The organism is Cryobacterium zongtaii, assembly GCF_002909375.1.
Taxonomy (GTDB): domain Bacteria; phylum Actinomycetota; class Actinomycetes; order Actinomycetales; family Microbacteriaceae; genus Cryobacterium; species Cryobacterium zongtaii.
The window spans coordinates 397009-419596 of sequence record NZ_PPXD01000005.1 but is presented as its reverse complement, the minus strand read 5'-3'; the positions used below and the strand labels follow the sequence as shown (position 1 = coordinate 419596).

Below are 22588 nucleotides of genomic sequence, written 5' to 3'. Positions count from 1 at the left end.
TGAGGATCCGGGACCAGCTGGTTGCCGTGCCCGCGATCCGGCGGGCGGTCTCGGGGTCGATGGGGCCGTAGCCGTCGAGGATGGCGGGTTCGTCGCTTCTCCCCAGCAGGGTCAGGGCCGGCACCGTGATGCTGACCGTGCCGCGGATGCCGTGGCCGCGGCCACCGGGTCCGACACCGTCCAGGAGCAGGTCGCGGTACGCGTCTGCGCGGCGCTGGTCCTTGCTGCGGCAGGGGACGGGGGAGTCGGAGCCGGGCCCCGGGGCGGCGTCAGCGTCGAGGTCGAGGTCTGTGGCGATGTGGCTGAGCCGGTCATAGATCGCTTGGGCGTCTTCGGCTTTGAGGTAGGCGTTCAACCAGGCCATCCCGTCGGCGTCCGGGCTGAACACCACCCGGCGCTTGACGAAGCCGGCGTCGGCACGGTCCGGCAACGGCACCGGATGCATCCGCTCCAGGATCCGGCCGGCGACCCGGACGAACTGGGTCGAGGTCAGTTTCTCTGCCGCGGGCAGGACTTTGGCTTCGAACGCACCCAGGATCTCTTCGGGGACGCCGTCGGTGAGGGTGAGCATCTTCACCGCGTGGCCCCAGGTGATAGTGCCGCGGCTCAGGGCCTGGTGGAAGCCGGGCAGTTGGCCGGTGAGGCGGGCGGCGTCGAAGATCATCATGCCCGCCGTGGTGGCCGTCAGCCGCAACGCCCCGGCCGCCTCGGCAGCCATACTGCGGCGGGCGAGCTCCTCGTCATCCCAAGCTGGACCGTGCGCGCCGGTATCGGGGTCGTTCCGGCCGGACTCGACAGGGTCCCCGCCCAGACCCGCGATGATGCGCCGTTCATGGCCGAGCCGGTCCAGCTCGGTCAGCAGCCGACTGCGCTCGGCGTAGCCGGCCGCGATGACTTTCTCGTTCTCGATCAGCGGGTCGATGACCGCGCTGATCGCCGCCGCGACGGGATCCACCGCGGGGTCAGCAGGGTCATCGGGGGTGTGATCGGGAGTGGCAGCTGAGGTGGCCATAGGGACAGTGAAGCACCCAGCACCAACACACCCCGGCCCAGAAACCAAGCTGTGCAGAGGTCGCAAAAAGTCCGCCCTGTGGAGGAGGGGCGAACGACCGAATAGCCCTACAAGTTACCGAGAACCGTGCTCATGACGCGCTCGGCGTCGCCGGGCTCGATCATGGCGGGGGAGGAGACGGCCACCCAGTACCCACCGGTGAAGACCTGAGCGGTCCCGGTACCGGCACTGAAGTAGCCCTCCACGTCGGGAGCGCTGCCGTAGGTCGGCACGACCTCGCCGCCGGCCAGGGCCGCATCCTTCAAGGTATTGGCGAGCGCCTCGTTCGGCATCGCAACTGATACCTCGATGACCTCGCCGCTGGAATTGTTGATCCAGCCGCAGGCGATGCCGTTATAGGTGGTCGCGGTCACGGCCGTGTCACTCGATGCTGAATAACCCGGGTCGACACTCACATTGGGGTTGATCTCGTAGACGTCGTCCGCCGTGAGGACCTGGTCGCAGCTCTTGTCCACGGCGGTGCCTTCGGCTGCCGGCGCAGGGGTGGCCGACGCCGTGGCCGTCGCCGTGGGTTCCGCCGTGGCGGTGGGCTCCGACGTGGCCGTGCTGGTCGGCTTTGCCGTGGCTGACGCGGTGGGCTCCGTGTCGCCCGCCGGTGCGCATCCGGCCAGGGCGATCAGAGCGAGCGAAGCGCCGGTGAGGGCGAGTGCGGCGCGCAGTCGGCGGCCGGTGGCGAAGGAGGACGAGCTGGAGTGGGTCACTCGTTGACCTTACCAACCGGGACGGCGGGTAAGCTTGTTCGCCGTGACCCCTGCCGAACTCTCCCAGTCCCTGCTCGACCTCGTCAACTCCCTGGTCGAGCGCCGACGAGGCGAAGGGGCGGAGATCGCAGATCTCGGTCTGGTCGCAGCCGACATGTCGCTGGAGCGCCCGCGCAACCGCGACCACGGTGACTGGGCCTCGAGCGTCTCGATGAAGATCGCCAAGCCACTGGGCACCAACCCGCGCGCCGTGGCCGCCGAACTCGCCGCAGGCCTCGAAGCCATGCCAGAGGTCGCCTCTGTGGAGATCGCCGGGCCCGGCTTCATCAACATCCGCCTCGAGGCATCCGCCGCCGGCGCCCTCGCGCAGACCATCGTCAACGCCGGCCCGGTCTACGGCACCGGCCACCTGTACGACGGCATCAAGATCAACCTCGAGTTCGTCTCGGCCAACCCCACCGGCCCCATCCACATGGGTGGCGTGCGCTGGGCAGCCGTCGGCGACAGCCTCGCCCGCGTGCTGATCGCCGAGGGCGCGGATGTGACGCGCGAGTATTACTTCAACGACCACGGCTCGCAGATCGACAGGTTCGCCCGCAGCGTGCTGGCCGCCTACCTGGGTGAGCCCACCCCCGAAGACGGCTACGGCGGAGCGTACATCGGTGACATCGCCGACAAGGTCGTCGAGATCTACGAGGGTGACATCGCCGTCCTGCCCCGCGATGAACAGCAGGAGATCTTCCGCTCCATCGGCGTGGACCTCATGTTCACCGAGATCAAGGAGAAGCTGCACGGCTTCGGGGTCGACTTCGACGTGTTCTTCCACGAAGACTCCCTGCACGAATCCGGCGCCGTCAACCGCGCCATCGAGCGCCTGCGCGAACTCGGCCACATCTTCGAGGAGGATGGCGCCATCTGGCTGCGCACCACCACCTTCGGCGACGACCGCGACCGTGTCATCATCCGCTCGAACGGCGAACCGGCGTACATCTCCGGCGACCTGGGCTACTACCTCGACAAGCGCGAGCGCGGCTTCGACCAGAACCTGATCATGCTCGGCGCCGACCACCACGGCTACATCGGCCGCATGATGGCCATGGTCGAGGCGTTCGGCGACGTGCCCGGCGTGAACCTGCAGATCCTCATCGGCCAGATGGTCAACCTGCTCAAGGGCGGCGAGCCCGTGCGGATGTCCAAGCGCAACGGCACCATCGTCACCCTCGACGACCTCGTCGACGCGGTGGGCGTGGACGCCGGCCGCTACTCGCTGGTGCGCTCCTCGAGCGACTCCCAGCTGGACATCGACCTGGACCTGCTCGGCAAGCGCACCAACGAGAACCCGGTCTTCTACGTGCAGTACGCGCACGCCCGCACCTGCTCCGTCGGCCGCAATGCCGCCGATTCCGGCGTGGACCGCAGTGCGTTCGCCCCCGAACTGCTCACCCACGACAGCGAGTCCGCGCTTCTCGGTGTGCTGCAGGAGTACCCGCGCGTGGTGGCCCAGGCCGCCGAACTGCGCGAGCCCCACCGCGTGGCCCGCTACATCGAAGAGGTCGCCGGCTACTACCACCGCTGGTACGACAACTGCCGGGTCATCCCGCTCGGCGACGAGCCGGTCACCGATCTGCACCGCACCCGGCTGTGGCTGAATGACGCCACCGGCCAGGTCATCCGCAACGGCCTGGGTCTGCTCGGCGTCTCGGCGCCGGAGCGCATGTAGGTCGGAGCGCTCCTTCGTGACGAGCTCGACACTGCCCAAACGCCGCCGGCCCGCTCGCCGGCTGCTGGTGACGTTGGTGGTGTTGCTTGCGCTGGTGGGCATCTTCTTCGCCGCCGACGCTGGCCTCCGCGGCTATGCGCAAGACCGCATCGCCAGCGAGATCGATGCCGGCCTGCCCGCCGGTGTCGCCGGCGATGTCGAGGCGGCGATCGGCGGCACCTCGGTGATCGTGCAGTACCTCACCGGCAGTTTCGAACGTGTGGTGCTCACCGCGCCGACCCTGACCGTCAACGACGTGCCGGCATCCGTCTCGATCGTCGCCACCGGCGTGCCCACCGACACGACCCAGCCCATCGACCATGTCAACGGCACCATCGACCTCGACCAGGCCGCCCTCAACACTTTGCTGCAGTCCGCACTGGCCGAAGCGGATGCCGCCCCTGCCGCGCGCAACGCGGAACTCGAGCTCGGTACCGACCAGGTCACCTACACCGGCGAGCTGAGCGTGTTCGGCCTGGCCGTCGGCTACCAGGCCACCGCGACCCCCAGCGTCACGGACGACTCACTCGTGCTCACCCCGACCGACGCGCGGGTGACCTCCGGTGCCGGTGGCCTGGACGTGAGCGGACTGCTGGACCTGGTGCTCGGCAACGAGCCGATCAGCGTGTGCCTGGCCGGTTACCTGCCGCAGGGCGTCACACTCAGCGATGTGCAGACCACAGCGGAGCGCGCACGCATTACGCTGGAGTCGAGCACATTGACGCTCACCGAACAGTCGCTCACCACCCTGGGCAGCTGTTCCACCGCTTGATTCGGCGCGCGCAACTCGCAGTCGCTAGAATTCCGGTAGATTCCCGCGCCTCTTTCGGCGCGTCTCTTCGCTGGCTTCAGGGACCAATCCGGGTTCGCTCGCCACTTCGTGAGACACCCACTTGACTCCTGTGAGGTTTTCACCCGTGGCCCATAATCCACTCGCCCCCGAGTGGCTCAGCTCTCCAGCTGATGCCAACACGCTCGCCGACGGCCTCTGGCCCTCCTCCGCGCACCGCTCCGACGCCGGCGCGATCACGATCGGCGGCGTCAGCGCCCCCGAGCTGGCGGCCGAATTCGGCACCCCGCTGTACGTGATCGACGAGACGGATGCCCGCACCCGCGCCGCGGAGCTGCGCGCCGCGTTCGACACCGAGTTCGCCCGCATCGGCACCACCGTCAAGGTGTACTACGCCGCCAAGGCGTTTCTCTCTACCGAGGTCGCCCGCTGGATGGTGGACGCCGGCCTGAACATCGACGTCTGCAGCGGCGGCGAACTCGCCGTTGCCCTGGCCGCCGGTGTTGAACCCGGCCGGATCGGCTTCCACGGCAACAACAAGTCGCACGCCGAGATCGACGACGCCACCCGCCTGGGTGTGGGCACCATCATCATCGACAGCCCGGTCGAGATAAACAGGGTCGCCGCGGCCGCCGCCCGGCACGGGGTCGTGCAGAACGTGCGCCTCCGCGTGAACAGCGGCGTGCACGCGCACACCCACGAATTCCTGGCCACCTCGCACGAAGACCAGAAGTTCGGTGTGGTCTTCGAGGACGCCCCGGCCCTGGTCGCGGCGATCCGCGCCGAACCGAGCCTGAACTTCCTCGGCCTGCACTGCCACATCGGCTCACAGATCTTCGGCGTCGACGGCTTCGCCGAGTCGGCGTCGCGCCTGCTCAGCCTGCACGCCGAGCTGCTGACCGACGGCCCGGTCCCCGAGCTCAACCTCGGCGGCGGCTTCGGCATCGCCTACACGAGCACCGACGATCCCAGCCCGATCGCCGACCTGGCCGCCGGTCTGGCCGACATCGTCGCCGCCGAATGCGCGCGCCGCGGCATCGCGGTGCCGGTGATCGCCATCGAACCGGGCCGGGTCGTCATCGGACCGGCCGGCGTGACCCTCTACGAGGTGGGTACCACCAAGCCCGTGCGCATCGGCGAGAACACCCGGCTCTACGTGAGCATCGACGGCGGCATGAGCGACAACGCCCGCCCCGCGCTCTACGGCGCCGAGTTCTCGGTGCGGCTCGCCGACCGGGTGTCGGATGCCGAGCCCGCGCTGGTACGCATCGCCGGCAAGCACTGCGAAAGCGGCGACATCGTCGTCGACGCCGACTACCTGCCCGGGGATGTGGCGCCGGGAGATCTGGTGATGGTGCCCGCGACCGGAGCGTACTGCTGGTCGTTGGCCAGCAACTACAACTATCTGGGGCGGCCGGCCGTTGTGGCCGTCGTAGACGGAAAGGCCAGGGTCATCGTGCGCGGGGAGACGATTGACGACTTACTGGCGCGGGACGCAGGTCTAGCGAGGTCGACTCACAAGGTCACGACACGCTCGACCAACGGAACTGGGGCGACAAGCTCGACCAATCAAATGAAGGAAACTACCCGATGATCGAATACCGCAATCTGCGTGTCGCCCTGCTCGGCGGTGGTTCGGTCGGTGCCCAGGTGGCCCGCCTGCTGCTCGAGCACCGCGACGAGCTCGCCAACCGGGTGGGCGCGAGCCTCGAACTCGTCGGCATCCTGGTGCGCGATCTCGACGCCCCACGCACCGTCGACCTGCCCCGTGAGCTGTTCACCACCGACGCGGACTCGCTGATCCTCGGCGCCGACATCGTCATCGAGCTGATGGGCGGCATCGAGCCCGCCCGCGGCTACATCCTCACGGCGATCAACTCCGGCGCCGACGTCGTCACCGCCAACAAGGCGTTGCTCGCCCAGCACGGTGCCGAGCTGTTCGAAGCCGCCGACCAGGTGGGTGCCCAGCTCAACTATGAAGCCGCCGTCGCCGGCGCCATCCCCATCGTGCGGCCGCTGCGAGACAGCCTCGCCGGTGACACCGTCAACCGGATTCTCGGCATCGTGAACGGCACCACCAACTTCATCCTCGACCGGATGGATGTGGCCGGCGACAGCCTCGAAGAAGCCCTGGCCACCGCGACCGAACTCGGCTACGCCGAAGCCGACCCCACCGCCGATATCGAAGGTTACGACGCCGCGCAGAAGGCTGCCCTGCTGGCCAGCCTGGCGTTCCACACCAACGTGCCCCTCGAGAAGGTCTACCGGGAGGGCATCACCCGGGTCACCCCGCAGCAGATGGAGTCGGCACGGAAGGCCGGCTACGTCGTGAAGCTGCTCGCGATCTGCGAACGCCTCACCGACCCGGAGACCGGCGAACAGGGTGTCTCTGCCCGCGTCTACCCGGCCATGGTGCACCGCGGCCACCCGCTCGCTTCCGTGCACGGCGCGAACAACGCCGTCTTCGTCGAGGCCGAGGCCGCCGGCCCGCTGATGTTCTACGGCGCCGGGGCCGGGGGAGTGCAGACCGCATCTGCCGTGCTCGGCGACCTCGTCTCCGTCGCCCGCCGCCACGTGATGGGCGGCCCGGGCTACGCGGCCTCCAGCCACGCCGACCTGCCGGTGCTCGACATCGGCAAGGTCACCACCCGATACGCCGTCACCCTCGAGGTGACGGATGAGCCCGGCGTGCTCGCCACGATCGCCGGAGTGTTCAGCAAAAACCACGTCTCGCTCGCGCAAGTCGAACAGTCGATGACGCTCGAGCAGCCCGGAACCGCCAGTCACGAGCCCGTGTCGGGCACAGCTACCCTAGTCATTGGAACGCACGAGGCCACGGAGGCTGCGCTTGCCGCGACCGTGAACGACCTTGCCGCGAACAGTGTCGTCACCAATGTCGCATCCGTTTTGAGAGTTGAAGGAGTCTGATGTCCAGCGAACGAGAGACCGGTCAGCACCAAATGGTCAAGACCCCGTCCCGTCAGTGGCGCGGTGTGCTGCGCGAGTACGCCGACAGGCTGAACGTCAGCGACGCCACCCCGATCATCACGCTCGGCGAAGGCGGCACCCCGCTGATCCCCGCCGCCGCGCTCTCCGCGCGCACCGGCGCCAAGGTCTGGGTCAAGTACGAGGGCATGAACCCCACAGGGTCGTTCAAGGACCGCGGCATGACGATGGCCATCTCCAAGGCCGTCGAAGACGGCGCCAAGGCCGTCATCTGCGCCTCCACCGGCAACACCTCGGCGTCGGCCGCCGCCTACGCCACCCACGCCGGCATCAAGGCTGTCGTGCTGGTGCCGGAGGGCAAGATCGCCATGGGCAAGCTCAGCCAGGCCATCGCGCACAACGCGCAGCTGCTGCAGGTGCAGGGCAACTTCGACGACTGCCTCGACATCGCCCGCGACCTCGCCAAGAACTACCCCGTGCACCTGGTCAACTCGGTCAACCCCGACCGCATCGAGGGCCAGAAGACTGCCGCGTTCGAGGTCGTCGAGGTCCTCGAAGACGCCCCGGACATCCACATCGTCCCGGTCGGCAACGCCGGCAACTACACCGCCTACTTCCGCGGCTACAGCGAAGAACTCGCTCGCGGCGCCACCACCAAACTGCCCCGGATGTTCGGATTCCAGGCCGCGGGCAGCGCCCCGATCGTGCTCGGTCACCGCGTGGAGCACCCGGAGACCATCGCCAGCGCCATCCGCATCGGCAACCCGGCCTCGTGGGACCTCGCCCTGAACGCCCGCGAGGTCAGCGACGGCTACTTCGGCGCGATCAGCGACGAGAAGATCCTCGAGGCGTACCGCATCCTCTCCGCCGAGGTGGGCATCTTCGTGGAGCCGGCCTCCGCGATCAGCGTCGCCGGCCTGCTCGAACGTGCCGATGCCGGCCAGATCCCCCAGGGCGCCACCGTGGTCCTCACCGTCACCGGCCACGGCCTGAAGGACCCGCAATGGGCACTTCGCACCGCGGACGGCAGCGACGTGAAGCCCACGATCGTTCCCGTCGACACCGTCGCCATCGCCGAGCTGCTGGGTCTGGGCCAGAAATGACCACGGCGCTCCCCGTCGTGGGACGCAATGCGCTGGCGGGCCGTTCGGTCGTCGTGAAGGTTCCGGCCACCACCGCGAACCTCGGCCCCGGCTTCGACACCCTCGGCCTGGCCCTGGCGCACTACGACCACCTGCAGGTCGAGGTGACCGACGAGTCCGGCGTGTTCGTCGAAGTGCACGGCGTCGGCGCCGGGGAGGTGCCCACCGACGAGTCCAACCTCGTGGTGCGCGCCATCGCGCACACCTTCGCCGCCTACGGGATCCCGTTGCCGGGGCTCAAGTTGGTCGCCGAGAACGTGATCCCGCACGGGCGTGGCATGGGGTCATCCGGTGCCGCCATCGTTTCGGGCATCATGGCCGCCAAGGGCCTGCTCGAGGGCATCGTGGAGATCGACTCCGACGCGCTGCTCGTGCTGGCCACCGAGATGGAGGGGCACCCGGACAACGTGGCGCCCGCCCTGTTCGGCGGCCTGACCATCGCCTGGATGACGCCGGAGGGCCCCAAGCACAAGAAGCTGATGGTGCATCGCGGCGTCTCGCCGATGGTCTTCGTGCCCGTGCACGCCATGTCCACCGCTCTGGCCCGCAGCCTGCAGCCGGAGTCGGTGCCGCACGAGGACGCCGTCTTCAACCTGTCGCGTTCGGCGCTGCTTATCGCCGCGCTCATTCAGAGCCCGGAGCTGCTGCTCGCCGCAACCGAGGACAAGCTGCACCAGAGCTACCGGGCCGCGGCGATGCCGGAGACCAACCGTCTGATCACCCTGTTGCGCGAGCACGGTTTCGCGGCCGTCGTCTCCGGCGCCGGTCCGTCGATCCTGGTCCTGGCCAGCGACCCCGGCCAGCGCCTGGTGGCCGCCGACCTGGTGGCCCGGACGAGCGAGACGCCCTGGGAGACGTTGATGCTGGCCGTCGACTTCAAGGGTGCCACGGTCATCCGCACCGACGCCTAGCTTCGGCCGAGACCAGAGCCCTTTCCCGCTTGGCGGGAAGGGGCTCTTCTCGCGTGTCGGCGCACGCGCACTGCCGACCGAACCTGCTAGAGTGGTTGCGCACCCGATAGAAACCGCCACCGCGGATCTGTTCTCTGGTGTATTCCCTGTAACTCACTGCTATCGCGTTTTTGTGCGTGGCTGTGTGTGTTCACTCCAATCCGCCACTGTGTGGGACTGGATCACCCGCAGCCCACCGGCGCTGCAACATCTTCTCTGGCCAATTCGTAAGAGCCAGGGGGAAGGATAAAACTTCGTGACCAACGTCAATCTCCACGCCAACGGCGTGGACATCTCACGCCTGACCACCCTTCGCGTCGCCGAGCTTCAGGCTCTGGCGGGCGAACTGGGTATCCAGGGCGCATCCAAACTTCGTAAAGGAGAGCTCGTGGACGCAATCACCGCGAACCAGTCCCACACGACCGAGTCGGCTGCAGCTACCGACGCCGCCGTCATCGACACCGCCGTCACTGACGCACCCGCGCAGGCCGCCCCTGTGGAGGCCGCCGCTGTCGTCACCGACGTACCCGCCGAGACCCTGCCCAAGAAGCGGGTCTCCCGCCGGGTGAGCACCGCCACGTCGGCTCCCGCCGTCGCCCACGTCAACGCCGACGGAGACCTGGGCCTCGGCCTGATCGTCCCGGAGACCGCGAAGACCCGCAAGACCACGGCCCCCACCACCTACGCCGGTGCCACCGACAACATCGTCGCCGACGCACCCGTCGTGGAGAAGCCGGTCCGCCAGGCCCGCAAGCGCGCCAGCACCGCCACCATCACCGAGGCCGCCATCGCCGAGGCCGTCGCAACCGCGAACGCCGCCGAGGCCGCTGCTCCGGTCGCCGAGACCACCGCAGCCGTCGCCGCCCCGGCCGCAGAGCCCGCCACCGAGACGCAGGCCGGTTCCGGCCGCAACCGTCGCGGCAACGGTCGCAACGAGAACCGCAACGAATCGCGGAACGAGAACCGCAACGAATCGCGCAACGGCGGACGCAACGGCGGCAACAACCGCAACAACAACAACAACAACAGCGCCGCCACCGCCCGCAACGCCTTCGATGCGCGCAGCATGATCGACGCCCAGAACGCCGAAGACGGCTACGAGGCTCCTGAAGAACTCGAAGCCGCACCGGCTGCGACCGACTCGGCCGACTCCGCCGAGAGCACCGAGTCGCGCATCCAGCGTCCGGAGGGCGTCGTGCGCGCCGAACGCTCCGAGCGTGGCGGACGCCAGCGCAACCAGCGCGGTGCACGCGCCGAGCAGACCGAGCAGGCCGAACCGACCGAGCAGGTTGAACCGGCCGAGCAGGTCGAACCGACCGAGCAGTCCGACAGCAGCTCCACCGAGCAGTCCGACGAGCAGGCCGAGCAGCCCCGCCAGGGACGCAGCCGCAACCGCAGCCGCGGCGGCGACCGCAACCAGCAGGGCGACCGCAACCAGCAGGGCGACCGTGCCCAGGCTGACCGTGCCCAGGGTGACCGTGCCCCGCAGACGTCGGATGACCGTGGTGCCGAGCGTGGCGACGACCGCCAGCAGAACCAGCGCCAGGCCGGCAACCGCGGCCAGGACCGCCAGCAGCAGGACCGCCAGCAGCAGGATCGCCAGGGCGACCGCCAGCAGAGCGATCGCGCCCAGCAGGAACGCCAGGGCCAGGACCGCAACCAGGGCCTGGACCGCAACTCCGGCCCGGAGGACGAGCTGAACGGTCGCAACAACCGCAGCCGTTTCCGTGACCGCAAGCGTCGCGGCGCCACCGCCAACGACGACTTCGAGCCCGAACTGACCGACGATGACGTGCTCATCCCGGTCGCCGGTATCCTCGACGTGCTCGACAACTACGCCTTCGTGCGCACCTCCGGCTACCTGCCGGGTGCCAGCGACGTCTACGTCTCGCTCGGCCAGGTCAAGAAGTACAACCTGCGCAAGGGTGACGCCGTCGTCGGCTCGATCCGTCAGCCGCACGAGGGTGACCAGAACGGTCGTCAGAAGTACAACGCGATCGTCAAGGTCGACTCCATCAACGGCCTGACCGTCGAGGAAGCCGCCAGCCGCGTCGAGTTCCAGAAGCTCACCCCGCTCTACCCGCAGGAGCGTCTGCGCCTCGAGACCGAGCCGGGCAAGCTGACCCAGCGCATCATCGACCTCGTCGCCCCGATCGGTAAGGGCCAGCGCGGCCTGATCGTCGCGCCGCCCAAGGCCGGCAAGACCATCGTCATGCAGCAGATCGCCAACGCCATCGCCACGAACAACCCCGAGGTCCACCTCATGGTCGTCCTGGTCGACGAGCGCCCCGAAGAGGTCACCGACATGCAGCGCACGGTGAAGGGTGAGGTCATCGCCTCCACCTTCGACCGTCCCGCCGAGGACCACACCACGGTCGCCGAACTGGCCATCGAGCGCGCCAAGCGTCTCGTCGAGCTGGGCCACGACGTCGTCGTGCTGCTCGACTCGATCACCCGTCTGGGCCGTGCCTACAACCTGACCGCCCCGCCGAGCGGTCGGATCCTCTCCGGCGGTGTCGACGCATCCGCGCTGTACCCGCCCAAGCGTTTCTTCGGCGCTGCCCGCAACATCGAGAACGGTGGCTCGCTCACCATCCTCGCCTCCGCACTGGTGGAGACCGGGTCCAAGATGGACGAGGTCATCTTCGAGGAGTTCAAGGGCACCGGCAACATGGAGCTGCGCCTGTCGCGCCACCTGGCCGACAAGCGGATCTTCCCGGCCGTCGACGTCAACGCATCCGGCACCCGCCGCGAAGAAATGCTGATGAGCGCCGATGAGGTCAAGATCACCTGGAAGCTGCGCCGTGCGCTGGCCGGACTCGAACAGCAGCAGGCTCTCGAGGTCATCCTGGGCCGGCTGAAGGAGACCTCGTCCAACGTCGAGTTCCTGATGCAGGTTCAGAAGTCGATGCCGACCCCGAACGGGTCAGACAAGGATCACTGATGTTCGAGTCTGTCCTGACTCTGCAGGCTGAGCACGACGAACTGCAGTCCCAGCTGGCGGACCCGGAATTGCACGCGAATCCGGCCCGTTCCAAAAAGGTCAACCGTCGTTACGCCGAGCTCAGCCGCATCATCGCGGCGTGGAACGAGTGGAAAGAGATTGGCGACAATCTCGAGGCCGCTCGGGAACTCGCCGACGAGGATGAATCGTTCGCCGACGAGATCCCCGGTCTCACCGACCAGCTGGAGGAGGCAGCCGAGAAGCTGCGTCGCCTGCTGATCCCGCGTGACCCGCTGGACGCCCGCGACGTGATCATGGAGATCAAGATGGGGGAGGGCGGTGCGGAATCCGCACTGTTCGCCGCCGATCTCCTACGCATGTACCTGCACTACGCGGAGTCCAAGCGTTGGAAAACCGAGATCATCGAGCAGACCACCAGCGACCTCGGCGGAATCAAGGACATCCAGTTGGCCATCAAGGGCAACTCGGCTGACCCCGCCGAGGGTGTCTGGGCGCACCTCAAGTACGAGGGTGGCGTGCACCGTGTTCAGAGGGTGCCGGCCACCGAGTCGCAGGGACGCATCCACACCTCGGCGGCGGGCGTTCTCGTCTTCCCCGAGGTCGATGAGCCCGAAGAGGTCGAGCTGCACCCCAACGACCTCAAGATCGACGTCTATCGTTCTAGCGGCCCCGGCGGCCAGTCGGTGAACACCACCGACTCCGCCGTACGGATCACCCACCTTCCCACCGGGATCGTGGTGGCCATGCAGAACGAGAAGAGCCAGCTGCAGAACAAGGAAGCGGGTATGCGGGTCCTCCGCGCCCGCGTCCTCGCCCGGCAGCAGGAAGAGATCGACGAGGCCGCCTCGCTGGTGCGCAAGGGCCAGATCCGCACCATGGACCGGTCAGAGCGCATCCGCACGTACAACTTCCCGGAGAACCGCATCGCGGATCACCGCACCGGGTACAAGGCATACAACCTGGACACCGTGATGAACGGCGCCCTGGATGCCGTCATCGACTCGTGCATCACCGCCGACGAGGCCACCCGCCTCGCCGAGATCGGCGACCACGACTAGCACCTGCTGCACCAGAAAGGGCGCCCCTGCTTCGGCCGGGGCGCCCTTTTTTGGTGGCCTGCCGCCCTAAGAAAGCGGTGCGGTCGGGGAGCGCTAGGATCTCAATCATGCCTGGGCCGACCTTTGTCACTACCGACCCGGGTTCAGCCGCTGCCGCCGCCATGTTGTGGGCCTACTACGAGGACATCGTCGGCCGTTATTGGGGGCGGCTCGCGCTGCCCGCTGAGGTCGAGTCCGCGATGGCGGATGAGCCGAGCCACGACCTGCAGGGCGGCACCGGTCTGCTCGTGCTCGGGATGCTGGACCGCGTCCCGGTCGCGTGCGGCGGTGTGCGGTTCGTCGGCGCCGGCATCGGCGAGCTGACTCGCGTCTACGTGGCCGCACAGGCGCGGGGGACCGGCACCGGGGCCGCGCTCCTCGATCATCTGAGCGAGCTGGCGGTGGATGCCGGCCTCACCCAACTTCGGCTCACGGTGCGCACAGACCTCATCGAGGCCCGGCGCCTGTATGCCAGAGCCGGCTACGCGGAGGTCGCTCCGTTCAACACCGAACCCTACGCCGAGCACTGGTTCGCGAAGGACCTGCGCTGACCGCTGCCTACTTAAGCAGGTCGGCGTGGTGGATGGCCGCGACGTCCGGGTGCGCGCGCATCCGGCTCTTCAACGAGTTCTCGCCGTAGGTGGTGAAGATCGGGTTCTCCGGGTCCACGGTGATGCCGGGGGCGTGCAGTTCCTCCGGCAGGGTGAGCACCGGGATGGTGGCATCCAGCGCCGGGCTGTAGAAGAACGGGATCGAGATGCGGTCGTCGCCGATCAGCGGCGAGATCACCCTGTGCACCGTCGCCTTGAGGTAACCGTCGGTTGCGACCTCGAGCAGTTCGCCGATGTTCACCACGAAGGCGCCGTCGAGTGGGGGAGCGTCGATCCACTCGCCGTCTTTCTCCACCTGCAGCCCGCCCTTGCCCGGCTCGACGAACAGCAGCGTCAGCACGCCGGAGTCCTTGTGGGCGCCGACGCCCTGCCGCGGGGTGGGGTCTGACTTGCCGGGGTAACGCACGATCTTGATCAGCGTGGACGGCTTCACCGCGAACGCCTCGTCGAAGACGTGCTCGTCGGCTCCGAGGGAGAGGGCCCAGGCCTGCATCAGGCGCAGCGCCACGGCGTTGAGCTCCTCGCGCCAGGAGGTCATGACCTCTTCCAGCGCGGGCAGGGTCACCGGCCACTGGTTGGGGCCCTCAAGGCGGAGATAGTCGGCGCTGTCCGGGGTGAGCTCCAGGGCGGCGCGCTCCGGTCCGATGTCGATCTGCTCGCGCCAGTCCACCTTGCCCTGGGTGAGTTCGCCGCCCACCCGGGTGTAGCCGCGGAAGTGGGGGCTCTGCAGGTTCTCAATGGCCATCTTGTCGTCCTCGGGCAGGTTGAAGAAAGCCCGTGAGGTGGTCATCACCCGTTCGATGAGATCGGCCGGCACACCATGCCCGGTGAGGTAGAAGAACCCGTACTCGTGGGTGACTTCGCGCAACTGGGCGCGGAACGCCTCGGCTTCCTCCGCTCCGGCGTCGAGGCGGGATAAGTCAAGGATCGGGAGCGACGGTGCGGCGGCTGAGGTTGTCATGACAACTATTCTGCCAACAACCAAACGAATTCAGGCCGGTGTTACACCGGATTGCCGCGGTCGAAGAATCTGCGGGTGAACGTCCGCGGAGACGCCCGTGTTCGCAGAAAACCTGACGAGCCGGGTTCAGTTGCCGGATTTGAGCAGGCCCCGCGCTGCCTTGATTTCCTCGGCGGTGCCGTGCTGCGCGCGCGCGGGGATTCCGAGCAGGATCGACCGGGCCGGGGCGTCCTTGGTGACGACGGCGTTGGCACCCACGGTGCTCCATTCGCCCAGCGTGATGGGGCCGAGGATCTTGGCGCCTGCGCCCACGGTGACCCCGTCGTGCAGATGGGGGTGCCGCCGGGCGCCGACAACAACCCCGTGCCGGCTCTTCCCGCCCAGGGTGACCCCGTGGTACAGCATCACGTCGTCCCCGACCACGGCGGTCTCACCGATCACGACGCCCATGCCGTGGTCGATGAACAGGCGCCGGCCGATGGTGGCCCCGGGGTGGATCTCCACGCCGGTGAGGAACCTGGTGAACTGCGACAACAGCCGGGCCGGCAGGCGCAGGCCTGCCAGCCACAGCCGGTGAGTGATCCGGTAGGCCCACACAGCGTGCACGCCGCTGTACGCGAGCACGACCTCCGCCTTGCTGTGCGCGGCAGGGTCGTGCCTCTGCGCCATCGCGATATCCTCGCGAACGCGTGCGAACACTCCCATGCCGGGCACCTGTCTGTAGTCGATTGAGCAGCGGATGGTGCCTAGTCGACGAGGTCTTCGTACAGGACTGTGCTGATGTACCGCTCGCCGAAACCGGGCACGATCACGACGATGGTCTTGCCGGCGTTCTCGGGCAGCTTGGCCTGCTCCAGAGCGGCCCACACTGCGGCGCCTCCCGAGATTCCGGCGAGGATGCCCTCTTCGGTGGCCAGGGCGCGGGCCGTGGCGACGGAGTGGGCGAGGGTCACATCGGTGACCTCGTCGTAGACGTGGGTGTCGAGGACGCTCGGCACGAAGTTGGCGCCGATGCCCTGGATCTTGTGCGGGCCGGGGGCGCCGCCGGTGAGGATAGGGGAGTCCTTGGGCTCGACACCGATCACGCGGACGGACGGCTTCCGCTCCTTGAGCAGCTGGCCGGCGCCGGTAATGGTGCCGCCGGTTCCGATTCCCGCCACGAGCAGGTCCACGGCGCCGTCGGTGTCGTCCCAGATCTCCACCCCGGTGGTGGCCTTGTGGATGGCCGGGTTCGCCGGGTTGTCGAACTGACGGGCCCAAATGGCGCCGGGGGTGGCCGCGACGATTTCCTTGGCCTTCTCCACCGCGCCGCGCATGCCCTCTGAGCCGGGCGTGAGCACAAGCTCGGCGCCGTAGGCGCGCAGCAGGATCTTGCGCTCCTTGCTCATGGTCTCCGGCATCGCCAGGATGACCGAATAGCCGCGGGCGGCGCCGACCATGGCCAGGGCGATGCCGGTGTTGCCGCTGGTGCCCTCCACGATGGTGCCGCCGGGCTTGAGCTCACCGGAGGCTTCGGCGGCGTCGACGATGGCGATGCCGATGCGATCCTTGACGCTGCTGGACGGGTTGTAGAACTCGAGCTTCGCGAGCACCGTCGCGGTGGAGGTGCCGGGCAGGCGGTTGAGCTTCACCAGCGGGGTGCCGCCGACAGTTTCGGTAATGTCTGAGTAAATCCGTGCGGACATCGGTAGACCTTTCCTGGGGCTCTCCTGGAGCCGACTGGTGCGGATGCTCCGCAGGTGGGTGGTGCCGTAACGAAAGCCGTGCTCTGGCGCGCCTCGTTCAGCCTAGAGCCCCGACGATACCCAGTGGGTGCCCCGGAGTTGCGTAAGATTCCAGTTTGTGACGCCTTCCCCTAGCAACTCCGGCTCCCTGTCCGATATTCCAACGACGATCGAGCGGATGCGGGCTTTCGCCACCTCGGCCCTGACCGGAGCGGGAATCGAAGGCGCCGAGATTGACGCCGACCTACTGATCGGTCACGTCCTCGGCCAGAGCCGCGGGCAGGTTCAGGCCGGCGCCATTATGGGCACCGTCCTCAGCGACACCGATGCGGCGGCCATCGTCGCCCTCGTTCAGCGGCGTGAGAAGCGCGAACCCCTGCAGCACATCACCGGCCGAGCGCCGTTCCGCGGTCTCGAACTCAACGTGGGACCGGGGGTCTTCGTGCCGCGCCCCGAAACAGAGGGGGTCGCCCAGCTGGCCATCGACGCCCTGCGTTCGATGGCCGACCCCGAGCCGATCGGGGTGGACCTCGGCACCGGCAGCGGCGCCATCGCCCTGGCCCTGGCCACCGAGGTGCCGCACGCCCGCGTCTATGCCTGCGAGAACTCGGCCGACGCGTTTCCGTGGACCAGCCGAAACTTCACCGAGGTGGCCGCCGAGAACGCCACCCTGGTCTTCGCCGACCTCGCGGGCGCCTTCACCGAGTTGAACGGCACCGTCTCCGTGGTGGTGTCCAACCCGCCCTACATCCCGGCCGACGCCATCCCCCGCGACCCCGAGGTGCGGCTGTTCGACCCGGCCCACGCCCTCTTCGGCGGGCCGGACGGCCTCGACATCGTGCGCCTGGTGTCCCAGACGGGCCTGCGCCTGCTGCGCGCCGGGGGAGTGCTCGTGATCGAGCACGGCGAACTGCAGGGCGCCGAGATCCGTGCCCTCCTCGACGCCGACGGCTGGCGGGCCACCGCTACCCACCGCGACCTCACCACCCGCGACCGCAGCACCACGGCCCTGCGCCCGTGAGCGTGCACACGACGGGCGAACTCGCGCTCCTCGGTCAGGAGCAACTCGCGGGCTGGCTACTCTCGAGCACCGACGACTACGTCAACGACCTGGAGGCAGGCGGGCTCAGCCGGGCTGCGGCCGAGAACAAGGCCAACGAATCCACCCGGCGCGAATTCCCGGGTGGAGTGCCCGCCGCCGGTCAGCACGTCTATGCCATCACGGTGGCGGGCGAGCAGGTTGGCGTGATCTGGCTCTCTGCAGGGCCGGCGGATGACCCCACCAACTGGTGGATCCTGGACCTCGTGGTCTTCGAGCAGTTTCGGGGCCGTGGACACGGCCGCCTGGCGATGCTGCTGGCCGAGACCGAAGCCGCCAGGCACGGTGCGGCCAAGCTCACCTTGAACGTCTTCGCGCGCAATGCCACGGCCCGGGCCCTCTACGCATCCCTGGCCTACGCGCCCACGAAGATCGTGATGGAAAAACTCCTCACCGACCCCGCGACCTGAGAGCAAAGCACCCAAAACCCGTCGAAACCGGGCCTTGACTCACAGTTCGCGGCGCCTAGAGCCCGCCCCGGCTCCGTCGACGGGCCCTCACAGGCTGGCTGCACTAGAATCGTGCCCGATGACACGTATCTATGACTGCTCGGTCGATGAGGAACGCTCGACGGGCATGAGACTGGCACGCTCGGCGATCGGCCGCGGTGCGCTCGTCGTCATCCCCACCGACACCGTCTACGGCCTCGCCGCGGACGCATTCAACCCCGAGGCCGTGCAGAAACTGCTCGACGCCAAGGGCCGGGGCCGCCAGTCGCCCCCGCCGGTGCTCATCCCGGGCATCCCCACCCTCGACGCCCTCGCCCAGGACGTGCCAGAGCCCGTGCGCGCCCTGGTCGCCGAGTTCTGGCCCGGCGGTCTCACCGTGGTGCTCACCGCGCAGTCCTCCCTGGTCTGGGACCTGGGTGAGACCCAGGGCACCGTCGCCCTGCGGATGCCCCGCAACCAGGTGGCCCTGGACCTGCTGGCCGAGACCGGCCCACTCGCCGTCTCGAGCGCCAACACCAGCGGCCTGCCCTCGGCCATCGACGTCATCGGCGCAGAAGAGATGCTCGGCATCAGTGTCGCCGTCTACCTCGACGGGGGAGTCGCGGGACTGGACTACGAGCCGATCGGCGACCGCGCCGGCGACACCTCCTCCACAATCGTGGATGCCACCGGCTTCGCCACCAACGGCGGCAAGTTGGTCATCGTGCGGAACGGTGTGATCTCCCGGGCCGCGATCGAGGCCGTCATCGGCGACGCTCTCGCCCCAGTGGACGTGTAATGACCCTTTTCTTCCTGTTGGCTGTGGTGTCGGCGGTCGTGACTTTCGTCATGTCGATCGTGGTGCTCAAGCTCACCCACAAGTACCGGCTGTACCCCAAGATCCGTGAACGTGATGTGCACACCCGGCCCACCCCGCGGCTGGGCGGCATCGCCATGTTCCTGGGCATCCTGGTCGCCTTCGGGGTGTCCTACCTGGTGGCTTCCCAGTTCGCGCCGCTTCGGTTGATCTTCGCCGACCCGCACCAGATCATGGCCATCCTCGGCGCGGCCCTGCTCATCGTGCTGCTCGGCGTCGCGGACGACATCTGGGATCTCGACTGGATGACCAAGCTGCTTGGCCAGTTCATCGCCGCCGGCCTGGTGGCCTGGCAGGGCGTGCAGGTCTTCTCCCTGCCGATCGGCGGACTCACCGTCGGATCGTCCTGGATGTCGATCGTGATCACGGTCATGGCCATCGTCATCGTGATGAACATGATCAACTTCATCGACGGGCTCGACGGGCTGGTCGCCGGGGTCGCGCTCATCGCCAACGGTGTGTTCTTCATCTACAGCTACCTGCTGGTGCGCGACACCTCGCCCACCAACTACTTCAACCTCGCCTCCCTGATCGCCGCGATCCTGGTCGGCGCCTGCGTGGGGTTCCTGCCGGTGAACTGGCGCCCCGCCAAGATGTTCATGGGCGACGCCGGCGCCCTCCTCGTCGGGCTGCTGATGGCCACCTCGGCCATCGCGATCACCGGCCAGGTCGACCCAACGGCCGTCAACCGGTCCCAGCTGTTCCCGGCCTTCATCCCGCTGATCCTGCCGGTGGCGATCCTCATCATCCCGCTGCTCGACTTCGGCCTGGCGGTGTTCAGGCGGGTTCGCGCCGGAAAGTCGCCGTTCAGCGCCGACCGCAAGCACCTGCACCACCGGCTCCTGGACATGGGGCACTCGCACTTGCACGCCGTGCTGATCTTCTACGCCTGGACCGCCGCCGCATCGGTGGGCTGCCTGCTCTATTACCTGCTCCCGGTGTTCTTCGGTCTGCCCACCTGGTGGGCCACCGTCTTCCTGGTGAGCGCCCTGGTTATCTGCACGGTTGTCACCCTCGCCCCGCTGAGCCGCCGCAAGGCCATCGAGGCCGCCAGCCAGCTCGCCCCGGCGACCGGCGCCATCGGCGTCCCCACCATTGCCCGGCTTGATCCCCTCGACGAAGCGTCTGACGCCAAGGAGCCCGTATGACCCCCGCACCCGATTCCCCCGACTCCGCAGGCGCGCCAGCCACACCGACCAGGACGACGCCGGTGGATGCCAAGAAGATCCTCACCGAGGTCCTCAAGTACACCGGACTACTGGCCATCGCGATCGCTGTGATCGGCGGCGGCCTCGGCTACCTGTTCGCCGGAACGGAGGGCCTCATCAGCGCCCTCATCGGCACCGCTCTGGCTGTTCTGTTCGCGTCCATCACCGCCGCCAGCATCATCGGGGCGATGAGGTTCGACATCGCGGCGTTTTTCGGAATCGTCATGGGTGCCTGGCTGCTGAAGATCGTCGTCTTCATCGTCATCCTGGCCCTCCTGCGCGATGCCCCCTTCGTGCAGACGATGGTGCTCTTCCTCACGGTGATCGCCGGGGCCGTTGGCACCATGCTCATCGACGTGATTGTGGTCTTCAAATCACGTCTGGGTTACGCGAGCAATGTCACGCTTCCGAGCGCACCGGATGAGACCGCGCGCTGACCGCGCACCGGTCACGTCGATTAGTCCCCAAGAGCGATTGTTGGTAAAGTGAAAACACTCTCAGGTGGCAGTGTGCGCCCCCGAGCCGTAGACCGAATTCCCCCACTGTCGCCTATGTGCGTCCGCACAGAAACAGGAGATAGCGCTGTTGTCTAACGCTGCGTACTTGCTGATTCCCATGGCATCCGAGGAGGGCGAATTCCACGCTCCGGGGATTGGCGAATTCCTGGGCCTCCCCGCGCTGTTCTTCGCAGACACGCCCTTCGAGATCAACCGCATCATCCTTGTTCGACTGCTGGCCATCGCGCTCATGCTGTTCCTGTTCTGGTTCGCACTGCGCAAGCCCACCCGGGTCCCGGGTCGCAACCAGAGCATCGCGGAGCTCGCCCTCGGCTTCGTCCAGGTGCAGATCGCAGACCAGATCCTGGGCAAGGACATGGGCCGGCGTTACCTGCCCCTCCTGGCCGGGCTGTTCTTCGGCATCCTGGCGATGAACATCACCGGTGTGGTGCCGTTCATGAACATCTCGGGAACATCGATCATCGCGATGCCGCTGCTGCTCGGCCTCGTCGCCTACGTCGTGTTCATCTACGCCGGCATCAAGGCGTTGGGACCGGGCAAGTTCTTCAAGAACTCGCTCTTCCCCGCCGGTGTGCCGTGGCCGATCTACATCCTGCTCGCGCCGATCGAGTTCATCAACATCTTCATCGTCCGGCCGCTCTCGCTGGCCCTGCGACTCCTACTCAATATGATGGTCGGGCACCTGCTGCTCGTGCTGTGCTTCAGTGCCACGAACTTCTTCTTCTTCACTGCCGGTGGATGGGTCGGACTCTTCGGCGTTGGAACACTCGCGTTCGGGTTCATCTTCACCTTTGTTGAATTCGCCGTCTACATCCTCCAGGCGTACATCTTCACCCTTCTGACCGCCGTGTACGTGCAACAAGCCGTGGCTGAAGAGCACTGACACAACTGAACTGGCTACGTCGACCGACGTCGTTTTTCGATTGAAAGGAAACACCTAGTGGAACCCACCATCCTCGCCGAGATCACCGGCAACATCGCGACCGTCGGTTACGGCCTTGCCGCGATCGGCCCCGGCATCGGCATCGGTATCGTCGCCGGAAAGACCGTTGAAGCCATGGCTCGCCAGCCCGAGCTCGCCGGCCGTCTCCAGGTCACCATGTTCCTCGGCATCGCGTTCACCGAGCTCCTCGCGTTCATCGGTGTTGCCGTATTCTTCATCTTCGTCTAGGGATTACCACAATGCCTGAGCTTGTTCTCGCAGCAGAAGCGGAAACCAACCCGTTTCTTCCTGCCATCTACGACATCACCTGGTCGCTTGTCGTCCTCCTGGTTGTCATGGTCTTCTTTGTACGCTTCGCGATCCCGCGTTTCCGTCAGATCCTTGACGACCGTGCGGAGGCCATCGAAGGGAACATCGCCAAGGCAGACGACGCCCAGCGCAAGGCCGAAGCTGCTCTCGAGCAGTACACCGCCCAGCTGGCCGTTGCCCGCGTCGAAGCCGGCCAGATCCGCGAGCAGGCACGCGCCGACGGTCAGCGCATTCTCGCCGAGCTGCGGGAACAGGCCACGTCAGAGGCCAACCGCATCACGGCAACCGCGAAGGCACAGATCGAGGCCGAGCGTCAGTCCGCTGTCCAGTCGCTGCGCAGTGAAGTCGGATCCCTCGCCATCGACCTCGCCTCCGGCGTGATCGGGGAGAGCCTGAACGACGATGCGCGTGCAAGCGCCATGGTCGAGCGGTTCCTCGCTGACATCGAAGCCACCGAGAACACGGCCCCTTCGGCCGGAAAGAACTAA

22 protein-coding genes are annotated in these 22588 nt (G+C 67.5%); 17 read left to right on the top strand and 5 right to left on the bottom strand.

Going from position 1 to position 22588, the window contains the following annotated elements; genetic code table 11:
- A partial coding sequence (locus C3B61_RS04210; protein WP_133160230.1) for a DUF222 domain-containing protein occupies positions 1–1012 on the bottom strand: 1012 nt, incomplete at its 3' end.
- 107 nt (positions 1013–1119) lie between these two features.
- A complete protein-coding gene (locus C3B61_RS04205) occupies positions 1120–1773 on the bottom strand; it encodes an iron ABC transporter ATP-binding protein (RefSeq protein WP_103459639.1) in 654 nt (217 codons plus the stop codon).
- Positions 1774–1816: 43 nt separating this feature from the next.
- On the opposite strand from C3B61_RS04205, the gene argS reads away from it, so the two are divergent.
- From argS to C3B61_RS04155, 9 genes are all read left to right on the top strand, one after another.
- A complete protein-coding gene (gene argS / locus C3B61_RS04200) occupies positions 1817–3493 on the top strand; it encodes an arginine--tRNA ligase (protein ID WP_103431210.1) in 1677 nt (558 codons plus the stop codon).
- 16 nt (positions 3494–3509) lie between these two features.
- Positions 3510–4304, top strand: a complete 795-nt coding sequence (locus tag C3B61_RS04195; protein WP_165787870.1) for an LmeA family phospholipid-binding protein — start codon at positions 3510–3512, stop codon at positions 4302–4304.
- Between the two features lie 145 nt (positions 4305–4449).
- Positions 4450–5916, top strand: coding sequence for a diaminopimelate decarboxylase (gene lysA / locus C3B61_RS04190; protein ID WP_103431184.1), 1467 nt, complete (start codon positions 4450–4452; stop codon positions 5914–5916).
- On the top strand, positions 5913–7250 hold the full coding sequence (locus tag C3B61_RS04185; protein WP_103459638.1) for a homoserine dehydrogenase: 1338 nt from the start codon (positions 5913–5915) through the stop codon (positions 7248–7250). The genes lysA and C3B61_RS04185 overlap by 4 nt, the downstream gene beginning before the upstream one ends.
- Positions 7250–8371 carry a threonine synthase gene (gene thrC, locus C3B61_RS04180; protein ID WP_370028224.1) on the top strand — a complete coding sequence of 374 codons (1122 nt, stop codon included), beginning with the start codon at positions 7250–7252 and terminating at the stop codon, positions 8369–8371. The genes C3B61_RS04185 and thrC overlap by 1 nt, the downstream gene beginning before the upstream one ends.
- Positions 8368–9321: a homoserine kinase gene (thrB, locus tag C3B61_RS04175; protein WP_103431186.1), complete on the top strand. Its 954-nt coding sequence runs from the start codon at positions 8368–8370 to the stop codon at positions 9319–9321. The genes thrC and thrB overlap by 4 nt, the downstream gene beginning before the upstream one ends.
- A gap of 295 nt (positions 9322–9616) precedes the next feature.
- A complete protein-coding gene (gene rho / locus C3B61_RS04165) occupies positions 9617–12304 on the top strand; it encodes a transcription termination factor Rho (RefSeq protein WP_208858768.1) in 2688 nt (895 codons plus the stop codon).
- Positions 12304–13383 (top strand): peptide chain release factor 1, encoded by a 1080-nt coding sequence (gene prfA / locus C3B61_RS04160; protein ID WP_088455438.1) that lies wholly within the window; start codon positions 12304–12306, stop codon positions 13381–13383. The genes rho and prfA overlap by 1 nt, the downstream gene beginning before the upstream one ends.
- A 107-nt stretch (positions 13384–13490) precedes the next feature.
- Positions 13491–13973 carry a GNAT family N-acetyltransferase gene (locus tag C3B61_RS04155; RefSeq protein ID WP_103459637.1) on the top strand — a complete coding sequence of 161 codons (483 nt, stop codon included), beginning with the start codon at positions 13491–13493 and terminating at the stop codon, positions 13971–13973.
- A 7-nt stretch (positions 13974–13980) separates the two neighbouring features.
- Here the strand turns inward: C3B61_RS04155 and C3B61_RS04150 are convergent, their stop codons facing one another.
- The 3 genes from C3B61_RS04150 to cysK all read right to left on the bottom strand — a co-directional run bounded on the left by C3B61_RS04150 (position 13981) and on the right by cysK (position 16679).
- Positions 13981–14994: an isopenicillin N synthase family dioxygenase gene (locus C3B61_RS04150; protein ID WP_103459636.1), complete on the bottom strand. Its 1014-nt coding sequence runs from the start codon at positions 14992–14994 to the stop codon at positions 13981–13983.
- 126 nt (positions 14995–15120) lie between these two features.
- Positions 15121–15699: a serine O-acetyltransferase EpsC gene (epsC, locus tag C3B61_RS04145; protein ID WP_103459635.1), complete on the bottom strand. Its 579-nt coding sequence runs from the start codon at positions 15697–15699 to the stop codon at positions 15121–15123.
- 41 nt (positions 15700–15740) lie between these two features.
- Entirely contained in the window at positions 15741–16679 is a 939-nt protein-coding gene (gene cysK / locus C3B61_RS04140; RefSeq protein WP_103459634.1) for a cysteine synthase A, read from the bottom strand.
- A 217-nt stretch (positions 16680–16896) separates the two neighbouring features.
- Here cysK and prmC point away from each other — a divergent pair, with 217 nt between their 5' ends.
- The 8 genes from prmC (at position 16897) to C3B61_RS04100 (ending at position 22588) form a co-directional block, all read left to right on the top strand.
- Positions 16897–17739 carry a peptide chain release factor N(5)-glutamine methyltransferase gene (prmC, locus tag C3B61_RS04135; RefSeq protein ID WP_088455443.1) on the top strand — a complete coding sequence of 281 codons (843 nt, stop codon included), beginning with the start codon at positions 16897–16899 and terminating at the stop codon, positions 17737–17739.
- Positions 17736–18227 (top strand): GNAT family N-acetyltransferase, encoded by a 492-nt coding sequence (locus tag C3B61_RS04130; protein WP_198416815.1) that lies wholly within the window; start codon positions 17736–17738, stop codon positions 18225–18227. Before prmC ends, C3B61_RS04130 begins: the two co-directional genes overlap by 4 nt.
- A gap of 118 nt (positions 18228–18345) precedes the next feature.
- Positions 18346–19044, top strand: coding sequence for an L-threonylcarbamoyladenylate synthase (locus tag C3B61_RS04125; protein WP_103431192.1), 699 nt, complete (start codon positions 18346–18348; stop codon positions 19042–19044).
- Entirely contained in the window at positions 19044–20270 is a 1227-nt protein-coding gene (locus C3B61_RS04120; protein WP_088455445.1) for an MraY family glycosyltransferase, read from the top strand. The genes C3B61_RS04125 and C3B61_RS04120 overlap by 1 nt, the downstream gene beginning before the upstream one ends.
- Positions 20267–20767 carry a Cg1360 family ATP-synthase-associated protein gene (locus C3B61_RS04115; RefSeq protein WP_103459633.1) on the top strand — a complete coding sequence of 167 codons (501 nt, stop codon included), beginning with the start codon at positions 20267–20269 and terminating at the stop codon, positions 20765–20767. The genes C3B61_RS04120 and C3B61_RS04115 overlap by 4 nt, the downstream gene beginning before the upstream one ends.
- A gap of 178 nt (positions 20768–20945) precedes the next feature.
- Entirely contained in the window at positions 20946–21731 is a 786-nt protein-coding gene (atpB, locus tag C3B61_RS04110) for a F0F1 ATP synthase subunit A (protein ID WP_088455447.1), read from the top strand.
- Positions 21732–21788: 57 nt separating this feature from the next.
- Positions 21789–22019 carry an ATP synthase F0 subunit C gene (gene atpE / locus C3B61_RS04105; RefSeq protein WP_088455448.1) on the top strand — a complete coding sequence of 77 codons (231 nt, stop codon included), beginning with the start codon at positions 21789–21791 and terminating at the stop codon, positions 22017–22019.
- Between the two features lie 11 nt (positions 22020–22030).
- The gene (locus tag C3B61_RS04100) at positions 22031–22588 is read left to right on the top strand and encodes a F0F1 ATP synthase subunit B (protein ID WP_088455449.1); all 558 of its coding nucleotides are present in this window, start codon (positions 22031–22033) and stop codon (positions 22586–22588) included.

Coding starts and splice junctions, on each gene's coding strand:
- C3B61_RS04185 (WP_103459638.1), top strand. CDS start 5,913: ATGATCGAATACCGCAATCTGCGTGTCGCCCTGCTCGGCGGTGGTTCG.
- thrC (WP_370028224.1), top strand. CDS start 7,250: ATGTCCAGCGAACGAGAGACCGGTCAGCACCAAATGGTCAAGACCCCG.
- thrB (WP_103431186.1), top strand. CDS start 8,368: ATGACCACGGCGCTCCCCGTCGTGGGACGCAATGCGCTGGCGGGCCGT.
- prfA (WP_088455438.1), top strand. CDS start 12,304: ATGTTCGAGTCTGTCCTGACTCTGCAGGCTGAGCACGACGAACTGCAG.
- C3B61_RS04155 (WP_103459637.1), top strand. CDS start 13,491: ATGCCTGGGCCGACCTTTGTCACTACCGACCCGGGTTCAGCCGCTGCC.
- C3B61_RS04150 (WP_103459636.1), bottom strand. CDS start 14,994: ATGACAACCTCAGCCGCCGCACCGTCGCTCCCGATCCTTGACTTATCC.
- epsC (WP_103459635.1), bottom strand. CDS start 15,699: ATGGGAGTGTTCGCACGCGTTCGCGAGGATATCGCGATGGCGCAGAGG.
- cysK (WP_103459634.1), bottom strand. CDS start 16,679: ATGTCCGCACGGATTTACTCAGACATTACCGAAACTGTCGGCGGCACC.
- prmC (WP_088455443.1), top strand. CDS start 16,897: ATGCGGGCTTTCGCCACCTCGGCCCTGACCGGAGCGGGAATCGAAGGC.
- C3B61_RS04125 (WP_103431192.1), top strand. CDS start 18,346: ATGACACGTATCTATGACTGCTCGGTCGATGAGGAACGCTCGACGGGC.
- C3B61_RS04120 (WP_088455445.1), top strand. CDS start 19,044: ATGACCCTTTTCTTCCTGTTGGCTGTGGTGTCGGCGGTCGTGACTTTC.
- C3B61_RS04115 (WP_103459633.1), top strand. CDS start 20,267: ATGACCCCCGCACCCGATTCCCCCGACTCCGCAGGCGCGCCAGCCACA.
- atpB (WP_088455447.1), top strand. CDS start 20,946: ATGGCATCCGAGGAGGGCGAATTCCACGCTCCGGGGATTGGCGAATTC.
- C3B61_RS04100 (WP_088455449.1), top strand. CDS start 22,031: ATGCCTGAGCTTGTTCTCGCAGCAGAAGCGGAAACCAACCCGTTTCTT.